Source organism: Paenibacillus polymyxa, assembly GCF_015710975.1.
Classification (GTDB): domain Bacteria; phylum Bacillota; class Bacilli; order Paenibacillales; family Paenibacillaceae; genus Paenibacillus; species Paenibacillus polymyxa.
The window spans coordinates 2,118,755-2,133,554 of sequence record NZ_CP049783.1; the positions used below are offsets into that span (position 1 = coordinate 2,118,755).

Annotated in this window: 11 protein-coding genes; 8 read left to right on the forward strand and 3 right to left on the reverse strand. The window is 45.9% G+C overall.

What is annotated here, in order from left to right; translation table 11 throughout:
* Positions 1-3 precede the first annotated feature (3 nt).
* The gene (locus tag G7035_RS09540) at positions 4-1,239 is read right to left on the reverse strand and encodes an FprA family A-type flavoprotein (protein ID WP_019688946.1); all 1,236 of its coding nucleotides are present in this window, start codon (positions 1,237-1,239) and stop codon (positions 4-6) included.
* 215 nt (positions 1,240-1,454) lie between these two features.
* Here G7035_RS09540 and G7035_RS09545 point away from each other — a divergent pair, with 215 nt between their 5' ends.
* The 7 genes from G7035_RS09545 (at position 1,455) to G7035_RS09575 (ending at position 11,985) form a co-directional block, all read left to right on the forward strand.
* The gene (locus G7035_RS09545; protein WP_019688945.1) at positions 1,455-1,796 is read left to right on the forward strand and encodes a cupin domain-containing protein; all 342 of its coding nucleotides are present in this window, start codon (positions 1,455-1,457) and stop codon (positions 1,794-1,796) included.
* 391 nt (positions 1,797-2,187) lie between these two features.
* Positions 2,188-3,819, forward strand: coding sequence for a response regulator transcription factor (locus G7035_RS09550; protein ID WP_019688944.1), 1,632 nt, complete (start codon positions 2,188-2,190; stop codon positions 3,817-3,819).
* Positions 3,816-5,582 carry a sensor histidine kinase gene (locus G7035_RS09555; RefSeq protein WP_019688943.1) on the forward strand — a complete coding sequence of 589 codons (1,767 nt, stop codon included), beginning with the start codon at positions 3,816-3,818 and terminating at the stop codon, positions 5,580-5,582. The genes G7035_RS09550 and G7035_RS09555 overlap by 4 nt, the downstream gene beginning before the upstream one ends.
* Before the next feature lie 124 nt (positions 5,583-5,706).
* A complete protein-coding gene (locus G7035_RS09560; RefSeq protein WP_019688942.1) occupies positions 5,707-7,374 on the forward strand; it encodes an ABC transporter substrate-binding protein in 1,668 nt (555 codons plus the stop codon).
* Between the two features lie 14 nt (positions 7,375-7,388).
* Entirely contained in the window at positions 7,389-8,369 is a 981-nt protein-coding gene (locus tag G7035_RS09565) for an ABC transporter permease (protein WP_016822679.1), read from the forward strand.
* Positions 8,370-8,833: 464 nt separating this feature from the next.
* Complete coding sequence (locus G7035_RS09570) at positions 8,834-9,757, forward strand: carbohydrate ABC transporter permease (RefSeq protein WP_016822680.1); 924 nt, start codon at positions 8,834-8,836, stop codon at positions 9,755-9,757.
* Positions 9,758-9,879: 122 nt separating this feature from the next.
* Entirely contained in the window at positions 9,880-11,985 is a 2,106-nt protein-coding gene (locus G7035_RS09575; RefSeq protein WP_019688941.1) for an endo-1,4-beta-xylanase, read from the forward strand.
* Between the two features lie 125 nt (positions 11,986-12,110).
* Here G7035_RS09575 and hxlB read toward each other — a convergent pair whose 3' ends face one another.
* Together hxlB and hxlA are read right to left on the reverse strand one after the other, a co-directional pair.
* Entirely contained in the window at positions 12,111-12,668 is a 558-nt protein-coding gene (gene hxlB, locus G7035_RS09580; protein WP_016822682.1) for a 6-phospho-3-hexuloisomerase, read from the reverse strand.
* Between the two features lie 5 nt (positions 12,669-12,673).
* Positions 12,674-13,309: a 3-hexulose-6-phosphate synthase gene (gene hxlA / locus G7035_RS09585; protein ID WP_013312540.1), complete on the reverse strand. Its 636-nt coding sequence runs from the start codon at positions 13,307-13,309 to the stop codon at positions 12,674-12,676.
* Between the two features lie 442 nt (positions 13,310-13,751).
* On the opposite strand from hxlA, the gene G7035_RS09590 reads away from it, so the two are divergent.
* Entirely contained in the window at positions 13,752-14,627 is an 876-nt protein-coding gene (locus G7035_RS09590) for a hypothetical protein (protein ID WP_019688940.1), read from the forward strand.
* Positions 14,628-14,800 lie beyond the last annotated feature (173 nt).

A 14,800-nucleotide genomic window follows, 5' to 3' on the forward strand; every position in this document is an offset into this window, starting at 1 on the left:
GCGCTAAATAACACTAAGCAGCAGATCTGAGACAAATTCAGCAGCATTTTTTATTTTTTTCACTTTTTCATCTTCTGTAGGAGAGAAGCGAATGCGTACCGGAAATTCCACATGCGTCATACCCGTTGACTTGATTACATCTGAAGTGCTTTGGACTTTCATATTAGTACCGTTCAAGTAATCCTGTACGACCTCAATGGCTTCACCGCTCCAGCCGTAGGAACCAAAGGCGGCAGCAAGCTTACCTTCCAGATTCATCTTTTGCATTTGTTGCAGCAGATCTTCCAATTTGCCTGTCATGTCGGCATATTTGGTAGAGCTGCCGACGAAAACAGCATCAGCTGAGGTAATACTATTTAATATCTCGGTTTCATCCGCTTTATCTACATCCCATAGCTCCACCTTGATTTGGTTCTCCAAAAAGCAATCTCTCAGAATATTTGCCATTTTTTTGGTATTGTTCTTCAATGTGGCATAAATAATCGCTACTTTTTTATCATCCTTGGTTTCGGTGCTCATCGATGCGTACAAATCAATAAATTTGGCAATATCATGTCGGATCGCGAAGCCGTGGGAAGGAGCAATCATCTCAATATCCAAGTCAGATACAGCTTCGATTAATGTACGCACATATCTGCGATGAGGATGAATAATAGCCTGATAATATCCGATAAAATCCTCGGTGATATCAAAGCCGGCCTCATCGGCAAATAGATGTTCTACAGCCACGTGTGTGCTGAAAATATCGCAAGGGAACAAGATTTTGTCTTCGATGCAATACGTAATCATAGTTTCTTCTGTATGGAGATAAGGTGTTTCCTTGAATAGCAGTGTCTTGCCTCCAATATCCAGTTGATCCCCGTCTTTGATTACGAGGAAGTTCCGATGCTGGAGCTTGTACATCTGCTGAATTTCTGGAACGGCAATCTCAGTGCAGACAATGGTGGCGTTTGCTGCCTTGGAAGCAAGGGCCGCCAACCCGCCGGAGTGATCCGGTTCCGTGTGATTGACGATTATATATTGAATATCCAACGGGTCGATCAATTCCGCTACAGCTTCGGCAAATTCTCTACCGAACGCCATATCTACGGTATCTATAATGGTTGGTTTTCCGGTTTTTAGTAAGTATGCATTATAAGTTGTACCCTTAGATAGGGTAAGCCGATGAAAGGGGACCTCACGATTATCAATTTTTCCTACCCAATATATATTCTTTGCCAGCTTAAATCCTGGTTTCATAGGAATAACCTCCTGTTGTTTTGGTTTGTCTAACACAATTTGATTCTAGCTAGATGTGATGGTGAAAAAGATGATTGAAATCAAATTTTTGAATATTTCAAAGTATTTATGACTTAAATTTATATTTGTGATCGCAATCACAAGAAGAGCGTAATAATCAAATACAATAAGACTATATAGGCCCAATCCAATTACAAACAGGAGAGTGAATCCACATGAAAAAATCAAACCTCATTCAATTTCAGGAATATAAAGAAGCTGCATTTACAAAACGAATTGTGCATAAGGAAGCCGACAATGTTATTTTTATTCTCAACTTCACCCCTCATGCTGAGCTGCCAACACATAATCATCCAGGAGCGAATGTATATTTGCTCGTTCTTGAAGGAAGCGGTACTGTAACTGTAAATGGTGAAGAAACGGAAGTTGTCCAAGGGGATATGATCCATATTACCGGAGATGAGCACTTTTCCTATCGTGGTGGTGCGGGAGCGAACTCCAGCCTGCATGTGGTGTTGACCAAAACGCCAAGTGAAAGCTACGCACAAAATGTATAAAGTATAGAAATAACAAGAAGAGAAAACGCAATCCAAATATAAGAAAGCCGCTTGGTTTAAATGACCAAGCGGCTTTCTTATTGGAGAGCCACACCCCGAAATAGACTATACATTCCCCTCTGAGCTGGATGACTGTATCTGTGACAACGCTGGATGTCTGTTCATCAACAAGTCACTGTAGGTCACGGTTGTGTTCGGCGAGGAAGCAGCTGGGGGCAATAGTTTTCACGCTTTGGAGCGACCTTATGATGAAATCCCGTCTGTACAAACTGCTCTCGAAGTGCCACAATACGTTGCAAAGGCCATATTTCTCCAGCTGGGATATCGTACAAGGCCCGCGAAGTAGTCAACCCCAATAAAATAACGTTTCATTGAAAGGAGGAGGCAGGTTATGAAGCTGCATCGAGCCATTGTGGTGGATGATGAAATATTCACCCGCAAAGGGCTAATTCAACTTGTGGATTGGGAAACCTGTGGCTTTGAAATCGTGGGAGAAGCTGATAATGGTGAGGATGCGCTGGAGCTAATCAGTCGTCTTCACCCGGATCTGATCATTACCGATATTCGTATGCCTGTGCTGGATGGATTAGAGCTGATTCGATCCGTACTCGAACGGGGTACCCAACATCCTGCTTTTATTATCATGAGTGGTTACAGTGATTTTACTTATGCACAGCAGGCACTCCGCTATGGAGTGCATGATTTTATACTCAAGCCGGTTGATGATGAGGACTTTTCGGCTACACTGCGCAAGCTGAGTGAAAGATTGCACCGTGAGCAACAGAACGCGCAGCGATATCAACACCACCTTACAGGCGGGCTGTTAGAGACGATGATGATGAACCCAGTGGATGATGCAGTGGTGACACATTGGGAGCAGCAGCTGCGACTTGGAGAAGCCACGTGTATGTACTATGTACTTGTTGAGCTGAATGATCAGCATCCTTGGCGCTCTGGTGACGATGGTGTCATGCTATCGCTTTTCCAGTTCAGGGAGCTTATAGAGCAAGCGCTTCATCGTTTAATGGACGGCAAGTACCCTCTCTATGTCCATGAGCATCGTAACCGGGTTGGTCTTATCGTACCGGACTTCTTTTTAGAGGGTTTTGGAGCCAAAGTAGAATTGTTTATGAAAGCGCTACAACAGGAGATAGAGGGGATGGAGTCAGTAAAAAACCAGTTGGGAATTCGGGTATTCGTTTATGCGGGAAGTCCTGTGAATCGGTTGCGGGATATCCAGCAGTCCTATGCCAGTGCAAAGGAAGCAGTGCTTCATAAATACATTCATGACCCTAGCGGTATTGTTGTCTATTTGCAGGATGAAATGCCATCCCTCCACTATAGGACCATTCGTCAGGACGTACTGGATAGCTTGACAGAGCAGGTGGAGGAACTCCAATTGGAAGAGCTACGCGCGACCGTAGGTTATTTATTTAGCAGCTTTCGGGAAGAGTATTATGCTCCTGAGGCTATGAAAATGAGTCTGCATCAATGCGTTCTTAGTATCGTGCGGGTCATTCAAAACATGCAGGGAAATGAGCGCTCACTTCAGTCACTGGAACCGATGATAAACTGGCAGGATATGAATCTGTCGTTGGGTGAACTCCAACGATTGTTTACAGCCTTTGCCGAAGAAAGTGGAAAATATATTGGGACGCTGCGCAAGGAATGTCAGCAGGGAGGAATCCAGCACATCCGTGCTTATATTGAGCAGCATGCTGCCGAGAATATAAGCCTGAAAAGTATTGCGGCTCACTTTTACATGAATCCGGTATACCTCGGTCAATTGTTCAGAAAAACATACGGGGTGTACTTTAACGAATTTCTGCTGAAATTGCGCATTCAGGAGGCGAAACGCCTGCTGCGGCAGACGGACCTGCGTATTTATGAAATTGCGGAGCGAGTGGGCTTTGGCAGTTCAGACTATTTTGTGACTCAGTTTGAAAAGCTGGCGCACGTCACGCCAAGTGAATACCGCAATAGCCTAAGTGCTGGGTACGAGCCAGAGAGGTCCGGCGAATGAAGAGGCTGAGAACTATCCTGGATCATATACGGCTGCGAGATAAAATGCTGCTGCTTTATTTCCTCTGTGTTTTTACACCTATCGTGCTGACCAATCTGATCTTTTACCATGTTACCTCGCAAAATGTGAAAGAACAGCGTATTCAGGATATTACGCGCGCACTGGAACAAATTAAAATTGAATTTTACCGGGAATTTGAAGATGCGATGGAAATCTCGTCTATCTTTTATACCGATTATCGACTCAATGAGGTGTTGGAAGAAACATATCCCCACCCTGCTGACTATATTGCTGTTTATGACTCTTATTTACGTCGTATCTTAAACAATACTTACAGTCCTGTGTACCAATCCGTAGGTGGAATTACGATCTATACCGATAATCCAACACTAATGGATTCTGGGGGAATCAGCTTTATAGATGAGAGGGTCAAAAGCTTCCCCTGGTATACCCAAATCCCGCCTGGACGCCAGTCCAAGCCTATATTTGTCCGTACTGACGACAGTACCGCTGAGCAGCTACACCCCTTCAGCCTGATTCGACGGATGAACTATTTTTATTCCCAAAATGGTCGTGAAAAAATACTGAAAATAGAGCTGCGAATGTCATCCATTCGGGAGATTTTCAATAACTTGAACTTGCAGGGGAGTCTCTTTCTGCTTAACGAACGGGGAGAAGTCGAATATACAAATGACCCCAAGGTTGATATAAATCATAAGAGCGTGGCCTATAGCACCCTCAAGCTACCCAATGACACCATGGAATTCAAGACTCATTATGTGCTTACGAATAATCTGAACGGCTGGAGCATTGTGGCTGCGGTATCCAGAGATGAAGTGTTGTATGAAATGCAGGAACCTCGCAATTTTGCGCTCTTGTTAACCTGTGTGAATATGCTGCTGCCCACCTTGATCATTATCTGGATTACACGTTCGCTGAACGTGCGGCTTCATCGCATTCTGAAACATGTGAAGAAGGTGAAAAATCAGCATTTTGAACTCATTCCGGGTATGGAGTCGAGTGATGAAATCGGACAGCTCACAGGTGAATTTAACCGGATGACGCTGAGAATCAAACGACTGATTAACGATGTCTATATGGCCGATATTCAGCGAAAAAATCTGGAGATTCAGCGTAGGCACGCCCAGTTGAATGCACTTCACAGCCAGATCAACCCCCATTTTCTGTTCAATGCGCTGGAGACGATTCGTATGCGAAGCCTGATGAAGCATGAGGATGAGACAGCCCGCATTATTCATAATATGGCACGGATTTTCCGCAATTCGCTGGTGTGGAACAAGGATCGGGTTACTTTGCGGGACGAGCTGGAGTTGATCCGTTGTTTTCTGGAAATCCAACAATATCGCTTTGGTGAGCGAATACAGTACGATGTACAGGCACGCTCCGAAGACCTGGACAATTTGATTCCCAAAATGGTCGTACTGACGCTGGTTGAAAATGCAAGTATCCACGGCATTGAGCCGCTAAAGCATGGGGGACGCATTGAGATTCTTTTTGAGCATGAGGAAGAACGACTGCTGCTAACGGTTCGGGATGATGGGGTGGGCATGTCTTCGGAACAGGTGCAGCGCTTATATGGCTACATGCAAAGGCAGGAAGAAATGGGTGAGCGTATAGGTCTGCAAAATGTCATCTATCGTCTAAAACTTTACTATGGCAACCGCTTTAAGCTGGTCATTCGCAGCGCACCCGGCGAGGGTACAGAAATTCGTATAATGATTCCGGCGGATCGGGACCTATAGTTTCCTAAGTAACACCTATAGATTGACAGGTGAACAAAATGAACGGCATTTTATAAAATGAAAGTGCTTACAATTTGGTATTCACACACAATCGACAAAAGAGGCCGAAAGGGGAAGGTCTGGCATGACAAGCAAAAGGTTCGGAATCATCAGTCTGGTAATGGTTATGATGGCATCTATGATCGCTGCTTGCTCAGGGAGCTCGGGTAAGGAGCCTGCGTCGGGAGATAGCAAGGAGAAGGTCACATTCACGTATTTTAATGCCACGGCGGGAAGAGACATTAATACCAATGAAACGCGGATCGGAAAAATACTGGAAGATCAGACCGGCGTGAACTGGAAGCTGGAGCATTTGGTAGGGGATTCGAATACGAAAATCGGCACGTTTATTGCCAGTAATGACTATCCAGACGTGATTGTACCTGATGGCACGATTGATAAACTGCTGGATGCCGGGGCTTTTATTCCCCTGAATGATTTGATCGATAAATATGGGCCAAATATCAAGCGTGTATATGGGCCGTACTACAATCTGATGAAAGCGGAGGATGGGAATATCTATTTCCTGCCGTTCAGTGCGGTGGTCGGTGATTATTTGTCTGCTCCTAATATAGAGCAGGGAGCTTTTTGGATACAGCGTAGAGTGTTGAAGGAGGCGGGATACCCAAAAATAAAAACTTTAGATGAGTACTTGGCTCTGATTCGGAACTATGCGAAAAAGCATGCAGACGAGGGATTAACCGGGTACTTGGCGTTAACCACGCAGGATAGGTTTTATGCGCTTACGAATGCGCCGATGCATCTGGCAGGCTATCCCAATGATGGCGGCACGATTATTGATATGAAAACACACCAGGCGACAGATTATGGAGATGAGGAAATCACAAAGCGGTATCTCCAGGAACTGAATCAGCTTAACGCAGAGGGCCTATTCGATAAATCCTCCTTTGTAGACAATTACGATCAATATTTGGCGAAGCTAACCTCGGGTAAGGTGCTGGGCTTTTTCGATTATCGCTGGCAGGCAGGGCAGTCTCTAAATAACCTGCAGGAGGCTTCCAAGCGTTCGGGTAATGATGATCTGGAATATGTAGGGCTGCCTGTTGTATACGACCGGAATATAAAGGATCAGTATCTTGATCCGTCGTCATTTGTTAATAACCGAGGCATCGGAATTACAGTCAGTGCCAAGGACCCGGTACGTATCATCAAATTTTTCAACAATCTGCTGACCGACGAAAACCAGGTATTATCCAACTGGGGGATCAAAGGTGAAACCTATGATGTAGATAAAAATGGGCGCTTTTATCGGACCAAGGAGCAAATTAAGAAGACGGGTGAGGATGCGTTCCGTGACTCATTTGGGTTCAAATATTTTGAATACAGCTGGCCGCGGTACGGTAACGGTTCTTCCTTGCCCGACGGCAACTCGGCTAGCCCCGGACGGCAGGCTGAGGTTGCGCGGATGTCGTATACCGAAGGTGATAAAAAGCTGCTTAAAGCGAACGGTGTAGAGTCCTTCTCGCAGATGTTTTCCGCACCTGACGAGCGTCCATGGTTCCCAGCCTGGAGCATTCAGGTTGATCAAGGCTCGCCTGCGCAGATTTTCCAGCAAAAGAAAGGAGACCTGCAGCGCAAATATTTCCCGCGCTTGGTACTGTCTGCACCGGCACAGTTTGATGCCATTTGGAAGGAATACACCACCGAGTTTAACAAGCTGGATGTGAAGGCCTTTGAGGAGCTGATCACGAAGGAGGTTGCCAAAAAAATCAAGACGGTCGGGAAAAAATAAAGGAGGAAGCAGCTATGAGCTACACGTCACCGCCACCTGTTACGACCTCCTCGGGCCATTTGCCGCTCTCACGGCGAACCGGCTTTAGGGGATTTATACACAAGCTGAATCAGCAGCGTGCACTCGTATGGATGTCCGTCCCTTTTTTAATCTGGCTGCTTATTTTTAAATATTTACCTCTTTGGGGCTGGACGATTGCCTTCCAGGATTTTAAGCCTGCCCGCAAGCTGCTTGATCAGCAATGGGTTGGATTGAAGCATTTCCGTTTTCTATTTCAGGATGAACACTTTCTGCGGGTGATGCGCAATACGCTGGCGATGAGCTTTATTAATCTGGTGCTGGGATTTGTTACCGCTATAACACTAGCAATTTTGCTGAATGAGCTTCGTCAGATTGTATTTAAGCGAGTGGTGCAGACGATCAGCTACTTGCCACATTTTATTTCGTGGGTAGTTGCGGCCAGCATTATTAGTACGGCGCTATCAGCAGACGGCGGTATTGTCAATGAGGTGCTGATGTGGCTTGGACTCATTAAGGAACCTATTCTGTGGTTGGGTGAGGGAAGCTACTTTTGGGGGATTCTCGGAGCGTCGGAGGTATGGAAAAATGTCGGTTGGAATACCATCATTTATTTGGCCGCGATGACCACGATTGACCCCTCGCAGTATGAAGCGGCCGAGATGGACGGAGCAGGGCGGTTTCAGCGGATTTGGCATGTGACCTTGCCGGGATTAAAGCCTGTATTTATCATCCTGCTCATTATGAACATTGGCAATCTGCTGGAATCAGGCTTTGAACCGCAATATCTACTGGGCAACGGCATGAACGTGGATTACTCGGAAAACTTAGATATTTTCGTCCTGAAATATGGTATCCAGATGGGGAACTTTTCGCTTTCCATTGCTGCTGGAATGTTCAAAACGGTGGTTAGCTTCATTCTGTTGTTTAGCGCCAATCATATTGCGAAGCGGTTAGGGGAGGAGCGGTTGTTCTAAAAAAGAGTGAGTTACGGGGGAGAAGGTCGCTTCGCGTGCGGATTGTTCTTCCGATCACTGTTATCCCCGGATTTTCTTATTGGAATAAAAAACATAGGTTAAAATCCGGGAATAAAGGTGAACGCTCCGCTTCTTTAGAACAATTCCGCCCGCTCCGCTACTACCCCGCCGTAAAGTCACTTTTTTAAGAACTGAGGGTTGTAGCAGAGGGCGTGCCCATGCATTCTACAGGGAAGGTCAGTGGATTTTTAACAGGCCGCTTCGCGGACCTCATCAAGACCTTACCAACGAACTACAACACGACTTCTTATAGTCCCAAAAATAATCCACATAATTCACTCCAATTGCCACTAGATATAACCACTCAAAATGATAGTTCCAAGTAACAGTACCAACAAACTCTAAGAATAATCAATCGGATTTAAGTGCAGGGCTAGGCTATTTTTTAGAAAGGAGAGGAAGTCATGGGCAAAGGGAAGGCCATACACGGGCGATTTCGGGCGCCCTCGGATCGGATTTTTGATGCGTGCAATGTTGTGTTTATGCTATGCCTAATGGTGTTCACGCTGTATCCATTTTTAAATACGTTGGCGGTTTCATTAAATGAAGCGAATGACTCGATTCGGGGCGGGATTTATTTGTGGCCGCGTGAATTCACGTGGAGTAATTATGAATTTGTATTCAAGGAAGCGACGATTTTTCATGCTACGTTGATTTCTGTATTACGTACGGTCGCGGGTACAGTGACCTCAGTGTTTTGCTGCGCAATGGTGGCGTATACGATCAGCCGACCGGAATATGTGCTGCGCAAATTTGTTTCGATTGCTTTTATTTTAACGATGTATTTTAGCGGTGGATTGATCCCCAATTTTCTCTTGATTCGTGAGCTTGGGATGCTGGGAACCTTTTGGGTGTACATCGTGCCGGGCTTGATCGGGGTGTTTAATGTCATAGTCATTCGCTCCTTTATTGAGGGATTGCCAGAGGGAATTTTGGAGTCGGCGCGTATTGATGGGGCTGGGGAGTTTGCTACTTTTATGCGCATTGTTTTGCCGCTGTGTGTGCCAGTGCTGGCAACGGTATCCCTGTTCACGGCGGTCTCGCAATGGAATTCCTGGTTCGATGTATTTTTGTACAATTCGTCGTATGAGCAATGGAGCACTCTCCAATATGAGCTGATGAAAATTCTGCAAAATTCCAATACGTCCGTTAACGCTCAGGACTATGCCAGCCAATTTGCAGGGTCGGAAAATTTGGCAAAGGCGGTTACGCCTACCTCTATTCGTGCCACGATGACGATTGTTGCTTCAGTGCCTATCATTTTAGTCTATCCGTTTTTACAAAAATATTTTGTGAAGGGTATGACCTTGGGAGGCGTCAAAGGATAGTGAATATTTTACATTCATTCTAAGAGCCGTTTCCAATCCGCAGATAACTATAATCCAAGAGTGCCAAATATGAATTCAAAAATTTGAGTGCAGGAGGGATTGCTGTGCGGTCATGTTGGTATATGCCTTTTTGTCTGGTACTGGCTGGAGTGCTGTTGTTATCACCTATCGGATGGTGGGGAACGTCTGTAGCGAAGGCAGCTTCGTCTATGGAACATTCTCCGTCGGTTTCGGACAAGGTGCTATCGGCAGGGAAGATCATTGGAGCGTATGGATTTGAGCAAGGAAACAGTGAAGGCTGGAAGCCCCGGGGAGCTTATACCCAAATTGCATCCGTCACGGAAGCGGCCTATGGCGGTACGCACAGTCTGAAGGCAACCGCTCGTACGGCGGCTTGGAACGGAGCAGAGCTGGATGTGAAGCCGCTGCTGCTGCCGGATGTGGAGTATGAAATTAGCGGGTATGTGAAACTGGACGGCAATGCGGCAATTCCAAGCGTGATTAAGCTTACGATGGAGCAGCAGCCGACAGGGGGGACTACAGCATGGAAGACTGTAGCCCAGACGGAAACAGCAGATACTTCGTGGATTAAACTTCAGGGGAGATATACGTTTACCGGGGAGATGAATGCATTGAAGCTGTATGTGGAGAACTCGAATCCCGCTCAGGCCTACTATGTGGATGAGGTGGAAATTAGGCAGGTATCAGTAACACCAACGAATCCTACAAGTGGGATTGTATCTGGGTTTGAAGATGGCACAGCCCAAGGCTGGGTATCCCGCTTAGGAGCCGAGACTGTGCAGGTCTCGAATGCCGATGCACGGACCGGCTCATACAGTCTGCTGACAACAGGCAGACAAAAGGCATATGCCGGTCCCAAGCTGGACGTGACGGCCACGATGCAAAAGGGCAACCGTTATACGGTCAGCACCTGGGTGAAGCTGGCGCCGGGTGAGCAGCCTGCCAAGGTGAGGCTCAGCGTACAGCGTGATTACCAAGGACAAAGTGCATATGAAACGATTGTAGGCGATACGGCGATTACGACAGGAGGATGGATGCATTTGGCTGGCACGTATACGCTCGCACATGACACAGATGCCGTTTCTATGTACCTGGAATCGCCAGAAGGGACGTCTTCCTTTTATATGGATGATTTCGAATTGTCCCTGGTGCCGCCGCTGGCGATTGAGAAGGACATACCTTCTTTGCATGGATTATATCAGGGACAGTTCAGCATCGGCACAGCGATTGAGGCTTTCCAGACCGAAGGGGCTTACGGGGAACTGGTACAGAAGCATTTTAACAGCGTCGTTGCAGGGAATGCGATGAAGCCTGTCTCCTTGCAACCATCCGAGGGGCAGTTCCATTGGGAGGAAGCAGACCAAATTGTGCAATTTGCAAAACAGCACGGATTGGAAATTCGTTTCCATACCTTAGTGTGGCATAACCAAACCGGGGATTGGATGTTTAAGGACAAAAATGGACAGCCGATGACACCGACTGCTGAGAATAAAAAGCTTTTGCTGGACCGCCTGGAGACGCATATTCGTGCTGTTACCGCTCGTTATAAAAATGTTATTACCGATTGGGATGTGGTGAATGAGGTCATTGATCCTGATCAGCCAGACGGCATGCGCCGTAGCAAGTGGTATCAGATTACAGGAACCGATTATATTGAAAAAGCGTTCCGTGTCACGAGGGAAGTGGCGGGGCCAAACGCGCGGTTGTTCATTAACGATTACAATACCCATGAACCGAAGAAACGGGATTTTCTGTACAATCTGGTGCGTGATTTGCTTGCCAAAGGTGTACCGATTGATGGCGTAGGTCACCAATCGCATATCCGCCTGGAGTTCCCTACTATTGCCGAAATCGAGCAATCCATCGAAAAGTTTGCTTCACTCGGGCTGGATAATCAGATCACAGAGCTGGATATGGGCCTCTACTCTAATGATACGGATCGCTACGAAACGATTCCTGAAGCTCTACTGATCCGGCAGGCTCATCGTTATCAGGCGCTGTTCGATATGTTTACAAGACAGCAGGAACATCTCAGCAATGTGACGATTTGGGGGACAGATGATGGCAATACGTGGCTTACTACATTCCCGATTGCCCGGCTGGATAAGCCGCTGCTGTTCAATGAACGGTTAAAGGCCAAATATGCATATTGGGCGCTGGTTGATCCATCCAAAGTGCCGCCGCTGCCAGTAGGGAGTAATGAATAAATGATTTGAGACAGAGGAGTAGAAAACTAAGATTTTACTTCATTTAAACACAATAGGCAGGCTGTCTTTACATGCTCGGACATGTAGGGACAGCCTGCTTTGTTATCGTAAAGGAAAAAGCAGTTTTATTCCAAATTGGCGTGTTGACCATACATGGATTCGGAAGTCAGCTTGCGCAGCTTCATCGTTCTGAGTACCAACGCATCGCCATACAGCAGCAGGGTTTGCTCAAACAGTGAGCCCATGGGCTGAATGGTTTGGTAATTCTTGTTGGATGGGTCCTTGGGTGCGCCGGGCAGCTTAACGATGATATCGGCCAGTTTGCCGATGGTGGACTCGGGGGAGGTGGTAAGGAGCGCCAGTGAGGCCCCGAGTTTTTTCGCTTTGTCTGCCATGGAGGCTAGGCTTTTGGTTTCACCAGAGCCTGAACCGATAATCAGCAGATCACCCTCGCTTAAACCAGGGGTTACGGTTTCCCCAACGACGTAAGCTTGAATTCCCATATGCATCAGCCGCATGGCCAGCGAGCGAATCATGAACCCTGAGCGCCCCGCTCCTGCTACGAATACCTTATTCGCAGCAGCGATGGAGTGGATCAGCTGTTCCGATTCGGTATCGCTGATTAGCTGTGGAACGAATTGCAGCTCCTTGATTACCTCGGATAAATATTGAGAGGTCTCCATTGGGATTAACCTTGTTTAATGAGCTGCTGCATTTGCGAGGCTACAGCCTTTTTGTCGTCTTCGCCAGTGATACCGCCGCCTACGATAACCAGATCCGGTTGAGCTTTTACCACTTCAGCCAATGTACTCAGCTTGATGCCGCCAGCTACGGCTGTTTTGGAGTTTTTTACGACTTTTTTGACGGTTTGCAATGCTTCGAACGGACTTTGTCCTTCCGCTTGCAGATCGTAGCCTGTATGCACACAGATGTAGTCAACGCCTAAAGCATCAATTTCTTTCGCACGTTGCTCCAGGTTTTTAACACCGATCATGTCCACCAGGATTTTTTTGCCGCCTTGTTTCTTAGCTTCTTCTACAGCACCTTTGATCGTTGCATCTTCAGCTACAGCCAAAATCGTCACAATATCGGCACCAGCCTCGGAAGCTTTCAGCACTTCATAGCCCCCTGCGTCCATAACTTTCAGGTCAGCCAGTACTTTTAGATTGGGAAATGCTTCTTTCATTGCTTTTACAGCGTGAAGTCCTTCATTGATGACAATCGGCGTACCGATTTCTACGATATCAATATACGATTCCACTTCTTTTACCAATGCAATACCTTGTGGGATATCTACCAAGTCTAAAGCCAATTGAAGTTCCATGTTATTAACTTCACTCCTTAAGTGAATTTGTATTTGGATGAACAGGTACATGCTTTGTTGAGTCGTACTCTATACTTTGCTTTCGTGCACAGGTTTGATTGTAAGGCCCCAGTATTCGGTTGAAAAGTACGCACTAATTCGTAACGTAGTTACCCTGACGATACTATAGATCATAAAAACCACCCATAAGAGAGCCCATCTTTTGTCTTCTTTAGCATTATTTCAATAATGAAAATCCTCTATTCGTGACTCGTAAATATACATATCCATGTCAGATTGCAAAAATATGAATGTACCGATGATTAAATTGACTTCAAGTTAGGCTTTGACTATATTTGTAATATACTGGCATGTAAAAATGGGGCTAATAGCATAACTACCCTGAAGAATAGCCACAAGGCTAGGGGTGACCGTAATTTTCAGGATAGGGAGGCGGGGTTTAGTGGAAGAGGTCCTGAATCAAAGGGGAGCTATTTATTTGTTGTCGGACAGCCACGCGCTTGATAAAGCTTGCGAGTTATTTAGAATCAGCTACACGCATAATGATTGGGATGAAGCGAACAAGGTTGCGGATTATTTGCATTCGTTGGCTGAAAGCCTGTATCACACCCAACTGAGAAATGCTGCGGACGGCAAGTATGAGACATTGGACACCAAACACCCGCTGGTGTTTTATTATGCTTACAGTTATCTAGCGAAATCGATTTATTATCAGAATATAGGCCAGTATGAGGAAGCCAGAGATTATATTATGAAGTATAGCGAAATGGGCTGGTTTATGGGGCTGGATCAAAGCGGTCACGAAGAAGTAGAGAGATTCCGTTTTCTCGCCAAGGCCAATTTATATATGATTGATTTACTTTCGGGGAAGAAGGCACTTTTACCGGAATATGTTCAGTTTCTTCATAGCAATGACGAGGAGCTACTACCAGGATTGGTTAGTATTACTGAAGCAGCTAACTTGAACAATTGGGATATTGATGAACTGCTGAACGAGTTTGCCGATGATATTGAGATATTTGAAGGTTATGAAGATAGAGCCAACCGCGTATATTATTTAAAATTGGTCAACCAATTAGCTATTTACTATTTGAAAAAGAAACAGTATATCTTTGCCTTGAATTATATCCTTGTTTCTCTGCAATTCTCTATTGGGGTAGAAGCCGATGCCGATTTTAGAACATTGGTTGCACTATTCGAAACTTACCGAGATTTGGCAACACCGTCCCAGCAAGAGCAATACCAAACCATTTTATTAAGGGGGCTTCATAATGAAAAAGGCATTAAGCTCGATAACTATGGTCTTAGCGTTTCTTAGTGTTGCTCTTCCGATAGGAAATACATTGGGAGATTTAGACTCCGTGCATCCTTCGAATCATGGTGTTTTTTCTTTTACTGCTTGATTTCAGACTTCGATCGTCATACCCAGTAGGGATTGTGTAAATAAGGGGAGCGCACTTTTTCGCCATTTGCGGATCAGTGCGCTCCCTT

Coding starts and splice junctions, on each gene's coding strand:
- G7035_RS09540 (WP_019688946.1), bottom strand. CDS start 1,239: ATGAAACCAGGATTTAAGCTGGCAAAGAATATATATTGGGTAGGAAAA.
- G7035_RS09545 (WP_019688945.1), top strand. CDS start 1,455: ATGAAAAAATCAAACCTCATTCAATTTCAGGAATATAAAGAAGCTGCA.
- G7035_RS09550 (WP_019688944.1), top strand. CDS start 2,188: ATGAAGCTGCATCGAGCCATTGTGGTGGATGATGAAATATTCACCCGC.
- G7035_RS09555 (WP_019688943.1), top strand. CDS start 3,816: ATGAAGAGGCTGAGAACTATCCTGGATCATATACGGCTGCGAGATAAA.
- G7035_RS09560 (WP_019688942.1), top strand. CDS start 5,707: ATGACAAGCAAAAGGTTCGGAATCATCAGTCTGGTAATGGTTATGATG.
- G7035_RS09565 (WP_016822679.1), top strand. CDS start 7,389: ATGAGCTACACGTCACCGCCACCTGTTACGACCTCCTCGGGCCATTTG.
- G7035_RS09570 (WP_016822680.1), top strand. CDS start 8,834: ATGGGCAAAGGGAAGGCCATACACGGGCGATTTCGGGCGCCCTCGGAT.
- G7035_RS09575 (WP_019688941.1), top strand. CDS start 9,880: ATGCCTTTTTGTCTGGTACTGGCTGGAGTGCTGTTGTTATCACCTATC.
- hxlB (WP_016822682.1), bottom strand. CDS start 12,668: ATGGAGACCTCTCAATATTTATCCGAGGTAATCAAGGAGCTGCAATTC.
- hxlA (WP_013312540.1), bottom strand. CDS start 13,309: ATGGAACTTCAATTGGCTTTAGACTTGGTAGATATCCCACAAGGTATT.